A 12,517-nucleotide genomic window follows, 5' to 3' on the forward strand; every position below is an offset into this window, starting at 1 on the left:
TGCCAGGATGGACGCCGTAGCTGCGGCAGGGTCGCGGCTGCCGTTGCGAGTGGACCATCGACGAGGGGATCGGCCGGTGCTGTTCGAGGTGTGGGCCCCGCGGGCCCGTGACCGGGTGACGCTGGAGCTGAACGGCACCGGACACCCGCTGGAGCGGGACGCCGAGCGGGACGGCTGGTGGACCGGCGTGGTGCCGGCCGAGGACGGAGACCGGTACGGCTTCTCCCTGGACGACGGCCCGGTGCTCCCGGACCCCCGGTCCCGCCGTCAGCCGGACGGCCCGGACGGCCTCAGCGCGGTCGTCGACCACTCCGCGTACGTCTGGTTCAACGAGGCCCCGCGGCTGCGGCTGCGCGCCGCGGTCCTCTACGAGCTGCACGTCGGGACCTTCACCCGGGACGGCACCCTGGACGCGGCGGCGGAGCAGCTCGGGGAGCTGGCGGGGCTCGGGATCACCCATGTGGAGCTGATGCCGCTCTGCCCCTTCCCCGGCAGGCACGGCTGGGGGTACGACGGCGTGGCGCCGTGGGCGGTCCACGAGCCGTACGGCGGTCCGACGGCGCTGAAGCGGTTCGTCGACACGGCGCACGGCCTCGGGATGAGTGTGGTCCTGGACGTGGTCCACAACCATCTCGGCCCGTCCGGGAATCATCTGCCGTCCTTCGGCCCGTACTTCACCGACACGCACCACACCCCGTGGGGCGCCGCCGTGAACCTGGACGCGGCGGGCTCGGACGAGGTCCGCGCGTATCTGAGGAACAGCGCGCTCGCCTGGCTGCAGGACTACCGGATCGACGGCCTCCGGCTGGACGCCGTGCACGCCCTGGTGGACGACCGGGCGCTGACGTTCCTGGAGGAGCTGAGCGAGGCGGTGGACGAGCTGGCGCGGGAGCAGGGCCGCCAGCACTTCCTCATCGCCGAGTCGGACACGGCCGACCCTCGGACGACGACCCCGCGCGTCTCGGGAGGCCTGGGCGTCCACGCCCAGTGGAACGACGACTTCCACCACGCGCTGCACACGGCGCTGACCGGCGAGGCCCAGGGCTACTACGCCGACTTCGCGCGCGCCCCGCTGGCCGCGCTCGCCAAGACGCTGACCCATGTCTTCTTCCACGACGGTACGTACTCGAGTTTCCGCGGCCGCCACCACGGCCGGCCGGTGGACCGGGTCCGTACGCCGGCGCACCGTTTCCTGGGGTACGCCCAGACGCACGACCAGATCGGCAACCGGGCGCAGGGCGACCGCCTCTCGGCGACCCTCTCCCCCGGGCTGCTCGCCTGCGCGGCGACCCTGGTCCTGACGGGACCCTCGGTGCCGATGCTCTTCATGGGCGAGGAGTGGGGCGCGACCACACCCTGGCAGTACTTCACCGACCACACCGACCCGGAGCTCGCGGAGGCGGTACGGCAGGGCAGGCGTCGGGAGTTCGCCGAACACGGCTGGGCGGCGGAGGACATTCCCGACCCGCAGGATCCGGCCACCCGGGACCGCTCGGTCCTCGACCGTACCGAGCGCGAACGCGCCCCGCACAACCGGCTGGCGGCCTGGCACCGCGAGCTGATCGCGCTGCGCCGTACGCTGCCCGACCTCACGGACCCGGACCTGGCGGCGGTGCGGGTCGCCTTCGACGAGGAAGGCCGCTGGCTCGCGTTCCGCCGCGGGGTGCTGAGGATCGCGGTCAACCTGGGCAAGGAGCCGGCGGAGATCCCGCTCGGCACGAACGGCCGCGACCGGGTCATCGCCGCCTGGACCCCGGTCGACGCCCCGGGCCCGGACGGCCTGCTGCGCCTCCCGGCGGAGTGCGCGGTGGTGCTGACGGACGGGTGAGCCAGGGGGGCCGCGGCCGGATCACTCCACGATCGCCATCTCGTGCGGGGTGTTGTTGAAGCGGCGAGCCCCCGAACCGGCCTCCGTCGGAGTCACGATGTCCTCGATCCGGACGCCGAAGCGGCCGGGCAGATAGACGCCGGGCTCGATGGAGAAGCACATGCCCGGCACGATCGGCAGCTCCTCGCCCTCGATCATGTACGGCGGCTCGTGGGTCGTGACCCCGATGCCGTGGCCGGTGCGGTGGATGAAGTACTCGCCGTAGCCCGCGTCCGTGATGACCTTGCGGGCCGCCCGGTCGACGTCCTGGCAGGCCACGCCAGGACGTACGGCCTCGAAGCCGGCCTGCTGCGCCTCCCGCACCAGGTCGTGGACGCGCTGCTCCTCGGCCGTCGGCTCGCCGACGTGCACGGTGCGGGTGGTGTCGGAGCCGTAACCGTGCTTGAGGCCGCCGAAGTCGAGCACGACCATGTCCCCGCGCCGGATGACCCGTTCGCCCGCCTCGTGGTGCGGGTTGGCGCCGTTGGGCCCGGAACCGACGACGGTGAAGTCGACCTGGGAGTGGCCGAAGCGCATGAGCAGTGCGGCGAGGTCCGCCGCCACCTCGGTCTCCCTGCGGCCGGCGAAGGCGACCTTGAGGATCTCGCCGTACGCCTGATCGGCCGCGGCTCCGGCCGCCGCGATCCGCTCCAGCTCGTGCGCGTCCTTGACCGCCCGCAGCATCGGCAGCGCCTCGGTCAGGGACACGTACGAGGTGGAGGGCAGCTCCTTCTGCAGCCCGAGCAGATGCATCGCCCAGGCGTTGTCGCTGACGCCGAAGCGTCCTTCGACGTCGAGGAGGGGGGCCGTGACGGTGTACGGGTCCGTGCCGTCGGTCCAGTCGCGCAGGGTGAGCGCGGCGGCGCCCGGGGCCTTCTCGGCGTCTGGTGCCTCCAGGGTCGGCACGACGAGGACCGGGTCCCGGCCGGCGGCGAGGACGAGGACGGTGAGCCGCTCGGTGATCGCGGTCGGCTGATAGCCGGTCAGGTGGACCAGGTCCGGGCCGGGCGCGACGAGGACGCCGGCGAGTCCGGCGTCGGCTGCCGACTCGGCGGCGCGGTCCATCCGGGCCCGGTAGTCGTCGGCGGTGAAGGGCGCGGGCGTCGGGGACTCGGACGTACGGGACTCAGGCGTACTCGACATGGGGTCATCCTGCCCCGCCCGGTCCTCGCGGCGCGACCGCTCAGCGCGGCTCCTGGCCGCCGTGTCCCGGCCCCTGGGCGATGAGGCGTTCGAGCAGCTCGTGGAAGTCCTCGCCGACGACGATCCGCAGCTCGCCGTCGTCCCCGTCCCGGTCGCTGAGCTGAGTGAGCGTGCCGCCCCGCCACCAGAAGACGTACGGGCTGATGGCGCCGGGCGTGTCCTCGTAACCGGAGGCGGCGAACGAGGCCATGGCGCCGAGCGCGGGGACGATCGTGGTGTCGCGGATCGGGTGGAAGGCCAGCTGGTGCCGGAACGGCATCGCGACCAGGGCCCCGTGCTCGCCGAGCGGCCGGCCGGTCACGCGCCGCACCACGGCGTCCAGGTCGAGGACGCGGCTCGCGGTGTAGAAGGAGTCGCCGAGGATCACCTCGAAGGTCATGCCGTCGGCGTCCCGTACCGTCTCGTGGCCTTCGACGGGCAGCCCGCGCAGATTGGCCAGCGCCCGGTCGCGCAGCTCCGTCACGTCGCCGAGCGGTTCGAGCGCCTCGTCGGTCAGCATGACGACGCTCTCGGGCAGGTCGAGCGCGAGGATCTCGTACAGTCCGGGCGCGACGCTGCGGGCGTAGCCGAAGGTTCCCGGGTCGATGCCGTCGCCGCTGATCACGCGGGGGTAGAGCTGGGCGCGGATCTGCTCGGGCCGGAGGGTGTCGAGCGCGGAGGGACCGTCCATGGTGCGCAGCACCAGGCCGACATGGCGGCGGATCAGCGCGGGCCAGACGCGCGGTCCGCGCCGGTCGTTGTGGCAGACGGCGGCGAGGTTGCCGAGACCGAAGGCACGGCCGTCGGCGTCGCGTACCGAGTCGGCGTAGACGGTCACTTCGAGGCCGAGTTCGGCGAAGGCCTCACGGACGCGGCTGCGGAAGAGAGCGGCCTCGCGCTGCGAGAAGTACGAGAACTCGGGGTCCCTGGGCGCTTCGTCACCGTCGCGCCTGGGTCCTCGCCGGAACAGCCCCACGTCCGCCCGCCTTCCTCTCGCCGTGGGACCAGCCTAGGGGGTGTCGTGTCGGCACGGCCGGTCAGATCGTCAGCCGTCGGGTCAACTCGGCTGCCGGGCCGCAGGGTTCGGCGCCGGTGTGGAGGAGTTCGACGCGGTGGACGAGGCGCGGGGCGCTCAGCGGTACGGCGACGGCTCCGGCGATCGTGGCGGCGAGGGAGACGGGGAGGAGCGTCAGTCCGTGTCCGGCGGCGGCCAGGGCGCCGAGGACTCGGGAGTCGGTGCCCTCGTGGCGTAGGGCGGTGCGGAAGCCGTGGCCGGAGGGGCCGCCGTGTGCGGAGCGCAGCCGGTCGAGCGGGAGGCCGGCGTCGGGTGCGTCGAGCCAGCGGGCGTCGACGAGGTCGGCGAGCTTCAGGCCGGGGCGGCCGGCGAGCGGATGCCCGGCGGAAAGGACCACGGCGACCGGCTCCTCGGCGACGCGGTAGGCGGTGAGCGGGGCGACGTCGGGCAGCCGCAACGGGTCGCTGGGGGCGGCGAGTCCGTCGACCAGACCGAGGTCGGCCGCTCCGGTCGCGACGGCGGTGGACACCTCGTCGCGGGTCAGGGTGCGCAGGGTGACCCCGGTGGCGGGCAGGGCGGCGAGGGTACGGGGGTGCAGGGCGAGCGGGGAGGCGGCGAGGGTCAGCGTCTCGCGGGGCGCGGCGGCGAACCGGGCGAGGTCGGCGCGGGCGGCGTCGAGCCGGAGGAGCAGCGAGCCGGCGTGTTCGAGGAGACGGTCGCCGGCGCGGGTGGGGAGGACGGGGCGGCGGCCGAGGAGCGGCAGGCCGAGGTCGTTCTCGAGGGCGGCGATGTGCTGGGAGACGGCGGACTGGGTGTAGCCGAGCGCGCGGGCGGCCTCGGAGAAGGAGCCGAGCCGGGCGACGGTGACGAAGGTACGGAGGTGGTGCGGGTCCATGGGGTTCCGAGCGTAGGAGATTGCGCGGGTTCACGCGGCAGCCCCCTGGTCATGTGCGGTCGCGAGGCTCCTCGCCGCTGCTCCGGCGCCGCCGTCGGCCCTCATAAGCGTTCGCGATCGGACGTGCAGGAATCATCGTTGGACGTGAACCTGCCCCTCCGACCAGCATGGTCGGCATGACGCACACTCCTTGCATCGCGCTGGTCGGCGACCGTTCCCCGCACGTGAAGTCCCATGTCCGCATCCCCGCCCTGCTGGACGCGCTGGCCGAGCGGGACGGCCTGGTCCTCGACGCGTACTGGATCCCGACCGGTGACGCGGAGGCGCCGGGCGCGGTGAAGGACTTCGACGCGGTGTGGGTGCTGCCGGGGAGTCCGTACGCGAGTGAGGCGGGCGCGCTGGCGGCGATCCGTACCGCCCGCGAGGACGGCATCCCGTTCCTCGGCACCTGCGCGGGATTCCAGCACGCGCTCCTCGAATTCGCCCGTGACGTCTGCGGTCTCCCGGCGGCCGCGCACGCCGAGAACGACCCGGCGGCGGCTGGCGACGACCCGCTGATCGCACCGCTCGCCTGCTCGCTGGTCGGCCACGAGGGTCCGGTCCGGGTGACTCCGGGCTCGCTCGCGGAGTCGGTCCTCGGCGCCGAACGGACGACGGAGCGCTACCACTGCAACTACGGCCCCGACAGCCGTCATCTGGACACCCTCCACGCCCACGGCATGCGGTTCACGGGAGAGGACGAGGCCGGTCAGGTCCGCATCGCGGAACTGACCGGCCACCCCTACTTCCTGGCCACGCTCTTCCAGCCGGAACTGGCCGGCGACGGCACCCACCCGCACCCGATCGTGCGGGCCCTGGCGCGGGCGGCGACGGACCACGCGGCCCGCTAGACGTGCTCGTCCGCTGCCTATGTCATGCGGACGACGAGGTGGGCGCGGTCGCGGCCGGGGGCGACGAGGCGGGCGTTGGACTCGTCGGAGTCGCGGACCCAGCGCTCGGCGTGGGCGCGGTCCTTGCCGAAGCGGACATGGCGTTCGACGAGCCGGGGCACGCGGCGGTGGTCGTCGAGCTCCAGGAACCACGCCTCGTCGAGCAGCGGAAGGACGGCGGCCCACGGGCCCTGGTCGTGGAGCAGGTAGTTGCCCTCGGTGACGACGAGCGGCACGTCGGGGTCGACCGGGATCGCCCCGGCGACCGGTTCCTCCAGAGTGCGGTCGAACGTGGGGGCGTAGACCGTGGTGCCGGGCTCGGGGCTGCGGAGGCGGGCGAGCAGCGCGGCGTACCCGGCGGCGTCGAAGGTGTCGGGCGCCCCCTTGCGCTCGGCGCGGCCGAGCCGCTCCAGCTCCCCCTGCGCCAGATGGAAGCCGTCCATTGGCACGAGGACGGCGAGGCCGTCGAGCCGGGCGACGAGGCGGGCCGCGAGCGTGGACTTCCCCGCTCCGGGCGCCCCGGCGAGCCCCAGGATCCGCCGCGTACCGGGGACGGCGAGGAGCAGGGCGCGGTCGGTGAGCTCGGCGAGCAGCTGGGCGTCCATGCGGTGCATTGTCGCACCGCTTGGCGCCCCTCCGGTCATACGTATAACCTGGACGTATGTCCCTCATCGCTCTCGTCACTCTCGTCGTCCGTGACTACGACGAGGCCCTCGCCTTCTACACGGGCCCTCTCGGCTTCGACCTCGTCGACGACACCACCCGCGACGACGGCTCCCGCTGGATCGTCGTCAGGCCCGCCGGAGCCGCCGCCGGCACGGGCCTGCTCCTGGCCAGGGCGAAGAGCCCGGAGGAGGAGTCCGCCGTGGGCCACCAGACGGGCGGCCGGGTCGGCTTCTTCCTCCACACCGACGACTTCGCACGCGACCACGACCGCATGGCCACGGCGGGCGTCCGCTTCCTGGAGGAACCGCGCCATGAGCCGTACGGCACGGTGGCGGTCTTCGAGGACCTCTACGGCAACCGCTGGGACCTCCTGCAGCCGACGTCCTGAACGGTCCCCCCACGCCGCTCCCTTCGCGTGGGCCACGTCTGCCGGTCACGCGACCCACGCCTGCCCCGGCCCGCGGAGGGGCGGGTTGGGTCGCGGAGAAGTCAGCGTCTGCCTCGCCGTAGCCAGTTCTGCCCCTTGCCGGGCTCGGGAAGCGTCTCCGGGAGCCTCGTCGTGCCGCCGCCGGACGACGGCCCGCGGCTGTGCGGCTCGAGGTGCTTCAGACGCCCCTGCCACGGACCGTCCGCCATCATCAGATGGACGATGACCGGACCCTCGGGCAGCGGTATGGTCTCGCGCCGCTTGCCGATCTCGTTGACGGTGGACCCCACGTCCGGAAGCGTGGTGGGGTCGTCGTGGTCGGCCAGTTCGTAGATGTAGATGATGAGGTTCTCGTCGCCGCGGTAGCGGATGGCGAAATCGGCCGTTCCCCCTGTGTGCAACAGGACGTCGGGGCCGAAGCCCTCCATGTCGTGCTCCGTCAGACGCCGGGCCGCCGCCAGCGGCTGGACCTGGAGCCGCCAGGGCCCGTCCGCCCTGAGCCGCAGACGCAGACGCCCGTTCCCGGGGACGAAGGCGATCACTCGGCCCCGGAAGTTGTCCTCGGTGCTGTTGATGAGGCTCGACTCCTCCTTGTTGAACCGGGAGAGGGGCCACAGGCCGGTGTACGCGTCCTTGGCGTCCACGGCGAGGTCGACCACGACCGGGCCCGGCGGGAGCCCGTCCACCGAGATCACGTCGCCGTCCCGGCCGGTCTTCGTATACGGCTCGAAGACGGGGCCGAACGTCCAGTCCGGTACGGGCGCCTGCGGCGCGAACGGCTGCGGCGCGGGCTGCGGGACCGCCACGGTGGGCGCCGGGGCGGGCGGCCCGCCGACCGGCGGCTGGAAGGGCACCGGGGCGGGGGCTTGGAAGGGCACCGGGGCCGCGGGCTGAGCCGGCAACTGGAAGGGGACCGGGGCCGGCGGCTGAACCCGGGCCGGAGCCTGAACCGGCGGCTGGAAGGGCACCGGGGCCGGGGCCCCGCCCGGAGCCGACGGCTCGTCCGCCACGTCCACGCCGTAGTCCCTCGCCAGGCCCGCGAGGCCGTTCAGCCATCCCTGGCCCACCGCTCGGAACTTCCAGCCCCCCGCGCGCCGGTACAGCTCGGCGAGCACCATCGCCGTCTCGCCGCCCGCGTCCGTCACGTCGTACCGCGCGACCGGCGTGCCGTCCGGCGCGAGCGCCTCCACGGAGAGCCCGCGTGCGTCCCGCATCGCGCCGCTCTCCGTCGACCCCACCACGAGCACCCGGCTGATCTCCGCCTCGATCGCCGTGAGGCCCCCCTCCAGCCAGACCGTGCCGCCGTCCTCCCCCAACAGCCGCACCGCGCCCGAGGGATGGACCGGCGCCCCGTGGAACACGATGTCCGCGTCCCCCCGGACCCGGCCCGTCTCCGTCAGCAGCAGAACCGCGACATCGATCCCGCCCCGCACCGCGATCCGCAGCGGAACCGTCGGAACGAAGGCGTTGTCTCCCTTGATCATTTCCCCTCCCCAAAATGGATCACTCCTGGATCTTGCGGCCATCGGGGCCCACCGGACAAGGCCTGTGGAAAACCCGATGGGACCCCGCACACGGGATGTGCCACGATGCCCTGGCCATGGCTTTCCTACGACACGCCCAGTCCGCCGCGCCCGCCTCCGCCGTCGCCGCCGGATTCCTCGCCGTACTCATCGGCGTCACCAGTTCCGTGGCCGTCGTCTTCACGGCGGCCAAGGCGGCAGGCGCCACCTCCGCCGAGCTCACCTCATGGGTCTTCGCCCTCGGTATCGGCATGGGCATCACCTGCATCGGTCTGTCCCTGCGCTTCCGGGCCCCGGTGGTGACGGCCTGGTCGACCCCCGGCGCCGCCCTGCTCGCCACCGGGCTGCAGGGCGTGACGATGGCTCAGGCGGTCGGGGCGTTCCTGCTGTCCGCCGTCCTCATCGTGATCAGCGGGGTCACCGGCTGGTTCGAGCGGATCATGAACAGGATTCCCGTGCCGCTCGCCTCGGCGCTGCTCGCCGGGGTCCTCCTCCAGTTCGGCACCGAGCTGTTCACGCAGATGGAGCGGAACGGCGCCATCGCCGTCCCCATGTTCCTGGCGTATCTCGTCGGCCGTCGCTGGTTCCCCCGGTACGCGGTCGTCGCCGCGCTCGCCGTCGGTGTCGCGGCGACGGCGTGGCAGGGCTCCTGGAAGCTGGACGGCTTCGCGCTCACGCTCGCGGAACCGTCCTTCGTACGACCCGAGTTCGACTGGCAGGTCCTCGTCGGTGTCGGGCTGCCGCTCTTCGCCGTGACGATGGCCTCGCAGAATCTGCCGGGGGTCGCGGTGCTGCGCAACGCCGGTTACTCCACGCCCGTCTCACCCCTGCTGACCTGGACCGGCGCGGTCAACGCCGTTCTCGCGCCCTTCGGTTGCTTCGGACTGAACCTGGCCGCGATCACCGCGGCGATCTGCAGCGGCGAGGCGGCTCACCCGGATCCCAGGAAGCGGTACGTCGCCGGTGTCTGGACGGGCGTCTTCTACCTTCTGGTCGGCCTCTTCGGCGGAACGGTCGGCTGGCTGCTGACCGCGATGCCGCCCGCCCTGGTCCTGGGGATCGCGGGCATCGGCCTGCTGGGCACGATCGGCGGCTCCCTCACCTCGGCGCTCAAGGACGACCGCCTCCGCGAACCGGCCGTGGTCACCCTGCTCGCGACGGCCTCCGGCTTCACGCTCTTCGGTATCGGATCGACCTTCTGGGGTCTTCTGGCGGGCGTCCTCACCCTCGCCGTGGGCGACCTCGCCCGGCGCCGGAAGCGCTCCGACGAGCCGTCGCCGGCTGCCGCCCCCGAGGAGGCGAAGAGCGGCTGAGCCTCAGACCGAGCGCGCCAGCTCCGCCGCCCGTGCCAGGTGCGCGGCCTTGAGTGCCGGCCATCCCTCCTCGCCCGAGGTCGCCGAACCCCCGAGGACGACGAACTCGCTCGCCTCGGCCCGTGCGCCGATCCGGTCGGTGAGCATGACCGTCCGCATCGCCTCGTAGCAGCCGGAGGCTTCGAGTTCGGCGATGTCGTACCCGGCCGTGCACAGAACCAACGCCTTCTCGGCCACCGTGGGTCGCCCCACGGTCTTCCGGGCGAACCCCACCGTCCACACCCGGTCGAACCAGCCCTTGAGCCGAGCCGGGCAGTCCGCCCACCACACCGGATAGACGAACACCCATGCCGCGGCGGCGGCGAGCGCGGCCTGCTCGGCGGCGACGTCGTCGGGCACGGGTGCGTCGGGCCGCTGCCCGGACTCGCGCTCGTACTCGGCGCGCGTGAGTTCGGAGCGGAACTCCGCCGCGTAGAGGTCCGAGACGGTGTACGTGTGCCCGGCGCCGTCCAGCCCGCACAGGAAGGCGTCGAGAACCTCGCGCGTGAAGCTGCGCTCACCGGGATGCGCGTAGACGACGTGTACGTGGGTCACGCGTCCCCCTGGGGTGGGAGGGATGAGAGAGGCGGCGGCAAGGGCAGGATTCGAACCTACGTCCACCCGGAGATCGAGCCGGGCGCTCCTCCGCAGAGCTTCCTCGCCGCCGTCGTGCATCCTCGTCAGCGAGCGCCGCACCGGTCAACTCATTTCCGGCGCCCGGCTTCCCGGCGCCACGCTCCCGGCCGCCGGCTCCAGGCCCCCGCCTCCCCCGTCGACGCGCCGGTACGGCCCGTCAGAGCCACTCGTTCGCCGCCGCGCGCTGGCCCTTCCCGGAGAACACCCCGGCGGACCGCAGGGCACTCGCCATGAGCGGATCCGCCACCCGGACCCCGTGCACCAGCTCCGGCGTACGGCGGTATCCGACCGGTTCGGCGGCCGGTCGCGGCGCGGTCCAACCGCCCGCCACCGGGTCCACGCCGTACCGCGCGCAGACCTGCTCGACCAGGGAGCGCGTGCACTCCTCCTCGCCCCGCAGCACCTTCCAGGGCAGCGGAAGCTCCGCCCACACGTACGTGTCGGGGTGCAGGCCGCCACCGCTCTTCCGGTGCCAGTAGGCGACGTCGGCCGCCATCAGCCGGGGCACCTTGCCCGGGCAGACCCGGTCGAGAAAATCCTCCCGCCCCAGTTCGGTGAGGAGCGCGAACCAGTGCGCCCGGGCCGTACTCCAGGCCTGGGCGGCCTGGTTCCACGTCGACGAGTCGTTGCCCGGCCGGACGATCATGGTGTTGCGCTCGAGGGCGCACCTGTTCCAGGCGTCTTCGAGCAGCTCGGCGACCGACCGCAGGAAGCGGCTCCAGCGCGAGAGCAGCAGGGAGAGTTCCTCGTCGGAGAGGTGTCCGAGCACCTCCGCGGTGGGGTGGGCGTGGGCGACCACGTACCAGTCGGTGCGCTCGGGTTCCGCGCGCAGCCGCTGGAACAGGGCGTCGGCCACCTCGTCGTACGGCCGGCGCTGCTTGCCGTTGGTGAACACGCTGCGCATGTATCCGCGGGCGGTGAGGTACGCGACGAAGGCCGCGGATCCGGGGTCGGCGGCGAACAGCTCGTACGGCAGGGTGTGGGCGATCGCCCCCTTGCCGGTCCTGACGACCTCGTAGCGGCGCTGTTCGTGGACGACCCGCGCCAGCTTGGCCTCCATCCGGCGCAACAGCCGGAAGCGCTTGTTGTACTGACGCTTGGACAGCGCGCCGATGCCCGCCTCGGCGCGCTCGGCCCGGTCGAGCCGGTCCATGCCGAAGTCGTTCTCGCCGTACGCCCGGCCGATCTCCTCGCCCGCCCGGCGGATCACCGCCTCGATCCGCTCGGGATCGTCTCCCGCTTCCGCCGGAAGGGGCGGAACGTTTCCGAACAGCTCGGCGGCGCGTCCGAGTTGGCGTTGTGCTCCGACGGGCCGGGCGAACTCCTCCCGCATGGAGGTGTATCCGTGCCAGAGGCTCCGCAGCGAGTTCTCGGTGGCCTTGCCGAGGGCGGTGGCGGTGGCCGGGTCGAGTTCGGCCCCCTGGGCGGTGAACAGGTCGAGCACGAGCTGGGCCACGTCTTCCGGACGCTTGCGAAGTCCCAGCGAGGCATGCAGCTCCTTCAGGAGCCGCTCTGCGTGGTGCGACGTCATGCGTCACACCCTGTCACCGCCTCGCCGGGACCTCCACCGGTTATCCGACGGCGCCCGCCAAGCCGTGGCCGGGCGCCCGCTCAGCCCTCGTCGGGCGTCAGCGTGAGCGAGATGCTGTTGATGCAGTACCGCTGGTCCGTCGGGGTCGGGTAGCCCTCACCCTCGAAGACATGGCCCAGGTGCGAACCGCAGCGCGAGCAGCGGACCTCGGTGCGGACCATGCCGTGCGAGCGGTCCTCGATCAGCTCGACCGCCGCGCTGTCCTTCGGGTCGTAGAAGGACGGCCAGCCGCAGTGCGACTCGAACTTCTCCGTCGACGTGAAGAGCTCGGCGCCGCACGCCCGGCAGGAGTAGACACCCTTCGTCCTGGTGTCCGTGTACTCACCGCGGAACGCGGGCTCGGTGCCCGCCTGCCGCAGCACCTGGTACTCCGCCGGGGTCAGCTCCGCGCGCCACTGCTCGTCCGGCTTCTCGACCTCGTACGACGTCATCAC

12 protein-coding genes and 1 tRNA gene are annotated in these 12,517 nt (G+C 72.8%); 4 read left to right on the forward strand and 9 right to left on the reverse strand.

Annotated features, from left to right (window positions below; translation table 11 throughout):
* Nucleotides 1-76: 76 nt before the first annotated feature.
* Nucleotides 77-1,828 (forward strand): malto-oligosyltrehalose trehalohydrolase, encoded by a 1,752-nt coding sequence (gene treZ / locus ACZ3OF_RS28060; RefSeq protein ID WP_361674486.1) that lies wholly within the window; start codon nucleotides 77-79, stop codon nucleotides 1,826-1,828.
* A gap of 21 nt (nucleotides 1,829-1,849) precedes the next feature.
* Here the strand turns inward: treZ and ACZ3OF_RS28065 are convergent, their stop codons facing one another.
* The 3 genes from ACZ3OF_RS28065 to ACZ3OF_RS28075 form a co-directional block, all read right to left on the reverse strand.
* The gene (locus tag ACZ3OF_RS28065; protein WP_361674488.1) at nucleotides 1,850-3,010 is read right to left on the reverse strand and encodes an aminopeptidase P family protein; all 1,161 of its coding nucleotides are present in this window, start codon (nucleotides 3,008-3,010) and stop codon (nucleotides 1,850-1,852) included.
* Nucleotides 3,011-3,050: 40 nt separating this feature from the next.
* The gene (locus ACZ3OF_RS28070) at nucleotides 3,051-4,025 is read right to left on the reverse strand and encodes a DUF1444 domain-containing protein (RefSeq protein ID WP_361674490.1); all 975 of its coding nucleotides are present in this window, start codon (nucleotides 4,023-4,025) and stop codon (nucleotides 3,051-3,053) included.
* 61 nt (nucleotides 4,026-4,086) lie between these two features.
* Nucleotides 4,087-4,959 carry a LysR family transcriptional regulator gene (locus ACZ3OF_RS28075; RefSeq protein WP_467307492.1) on the reverse strand — a complete coding sequence of 291 codons (873 nt, stop codon included), beginning with the start codon at nucleotides 4,957-4,959 and terminating at the stop codon, nucleotides 4,087-4,089.
* 176 nt (nucleotides 4,960-5,135) lie between these two features.
* On the opposite strand from ACZ3OF_RS28075, the gene ACZ3OF_RS28080 reads away from it, so the two are divergent.
* A complete protein-coding gene (locus ACZ3OF_RS28080) occupies nucleotides 5,136-5,849 on the forward strand; it encodes a CTP synthase C-terminal region-related (seleno)protein (protein WP_467307494.1) in 714 nt (237 codons plus the stop codon).
* Between the two features lie 17 nt (nucleotides 5,850-5,866).
* On the opposite strand, the gene ACZ3OF_RS28085 is transcribed toward ACZ3OF_RS28080, so the two are convergent.
* Nucleotides 5,867-6,502 (reverse strand): nucleoside/nucleotide kinase family protein, encoded by a 636-nt coding sequence (locus tag ACZ3OF_RS28085; RefSeq protein ID WP_467307496.1) that lies wholly within the window; start codon nucleotides 6,500-6,502, stop codon nucleotides 5,867-5,869.
* 47 nt (nucleotides 6,503-6,549) lie between these two features.
* Between ACZ3OF_RS28085 and ACZ3OF_RS28090 the strand changes: the two genes are divergently transcribed.
* A complete protein-coding gene (locus ACZ3OF_RS28090) occupies nucleotides 6,550-6,942 on the forward strand; it encodes a VOC family protein (RefSeq protein WP_361674497.1) in 393 nt (130 codons plus the stop codon).
* Between the two features lie 101 nt (nucleotides 6,943-7,043).
* Here ACZ3OF_RS28090 and ACZ3OF_RS28095 read toward each other — a convergent pair whose 3' ends face one another.
* Nucleotides 7,044-8,465, reverse strand: coding sequence for a TerD family protein (locus ACZ3OF_RS28095; protein ID WP_361674498.1), 1,422 nt, complete (start codon nucleotides 8,463-8,465; stop codon nucleotides 7,044-7,046).
* Between the two features lie 116 nt (nucleotides 8,466-8,581).
* Between ACZ3OF_RS28095 and ACZ3OF_RS28100 the strand changes: the two genes are divergently transcribed.
* Complete coding sequence (locus ACZ3OF_RS28100; protein WP_467307499.1) at nucleotides 8,582-9,817, forward strand: benzoate/H(+) symporter BenE family transporter; 1,236 nt, start codon at nucleotides 8,582-8,584, stop codon at nucleotides 9,815-9,817.
* Between the two features lie 3 nt (nucleotides 9,818-9,820).
* On the opposite strand, the gene ACZ3OF_RS28105 is transcribed toward ACZ3OF_RS28100, so the two are convergent.
* The 4 genes from ACZ3OF_RS28105 to msrB form a co-directional block, all read right to left on the reverse strand.
* The gene (locus ACZ3OF_RS28105) at nucleotides 9,821-10,411 is read right to left on the reverse strand and encodes an NAD(P)H-dependent oxidoreductase (protein ID WP_467307502.1); all 591 of its coding nucleotides are present in this window, start codon (nucleotides 10,409-10,411) and stop codon (nucleotides 9,821-9,823) included.
* Nucleotides 10,412-10,446: 35 nt separating this feature from the next.
* Nucleotides 10,447-10,519 (reverse strand) — tRNA-Ser (locus ACZ3OF_RS28110).
* Nucleotides 10,520-10,649: 130 nt separating this feature from the next.
* Nucleotides 10,650-12,023 carry a hypothetical protein gene (locus tag ACZ3OF_RS28115; RefSeq protein WP_467307504.1) on the reverse strand — a complete coding sequence of 458 codons (1,374 nt, stop codon included), beginning with the start codon at nucleotides 12,021-12,023 and terminating at the stop codon, nucleotides 10,650-10,652.
* Between the two features lie 80 nt (nucleotides 12,024-12,103).
* Nucleotides 12,104-12,514, reverse strand: coding sequence for a peptide-methionine (R)-S-oxide reductase MsrB (msrB, locus tag ACZ3OF_RS28120; protein WP_361674504.1), 411 nt, complete (start codon nucleotides 12,512-12,514; stop codon nucleotides 12,104-12,106).
* Between the last annotated feature and the right edge of the window lie 3 nt (nucleotides 12,515-12,517).

It is taken from the genome of Streptomyces sp. NPDC022552 (genome assembly GCF_055561875.1).

Excerpts from the sequence above, each read along its gene's own strand:
- ACZ3OF_RS28065 (WP_361674488.1), bottom strand. The coding sequence starts at position 3,010 with ATGTCGAGTACGCCTGAGTCCCGTACGTCCGAGTCCCCGACGCCCGCG.
- ACZ3OF_RS28075 (WP_467307492.1), bottom strand. The coding sequence starts at position 4,959 with ATGGACCCGCACCACCTCCGTACCTTCGTCACCGTCGCCCGGCTCGGC.
- ACZ3OF_RS28080 (WP_467307494.1), top strand. The coding sequence starts at position 5,136 with ATGACGCACACTCCTTGCATCGCGCTGGTCGGCGACCGTTCCCCGCAC.
- ACZ3OF_RS28085 (WP_467307496.1), bottom strand. The coding sequence starts at position 6,502 with ATGCACCGCATGGACGCCCAGCTGCTCGCCGAGCTCACCGACCGCGCC.
- ACZ3OF_RS28090 (WP_361674497.1), top strand. The coding sequence starts at position 6,550 with ATGTCCCTCATCGCTCTCGTCACTCTCGTCGTCCGTGACTACGACGAG.
- ACZ3OF_RS28095 (WP_361674498.1), bottom strand. The coding sequence starts at position 8,465 with ATGATCAAGGGAGACAACGCCTTCGTTCCGACGGTTCCGCTGCGGATC.
- ACZ3OF_RS28100 (WP_467307499.1), top strand. The coding sequence starts at position 8,582 with ATGGCTTTCCTACGACACGCCCAGTCCGCCGCGCCCGCCTCCGCCGTC.
- ACZ3OF_RS28115 (WP_467307504.1), bottom strand. The coding sequence starts at position 12,023 with ATGACGTCGCACCACGCAGAGCGGCTCCTGAAGGAGCTGCATGCCTCG.
- msrB (WP_361674504.1), bottom strand. The coding sequence starts at position 12,514 with ATGACGTCGTACGAGGTCGAGAAGCCGGACGAGCAGTGGCGCGCGGAG.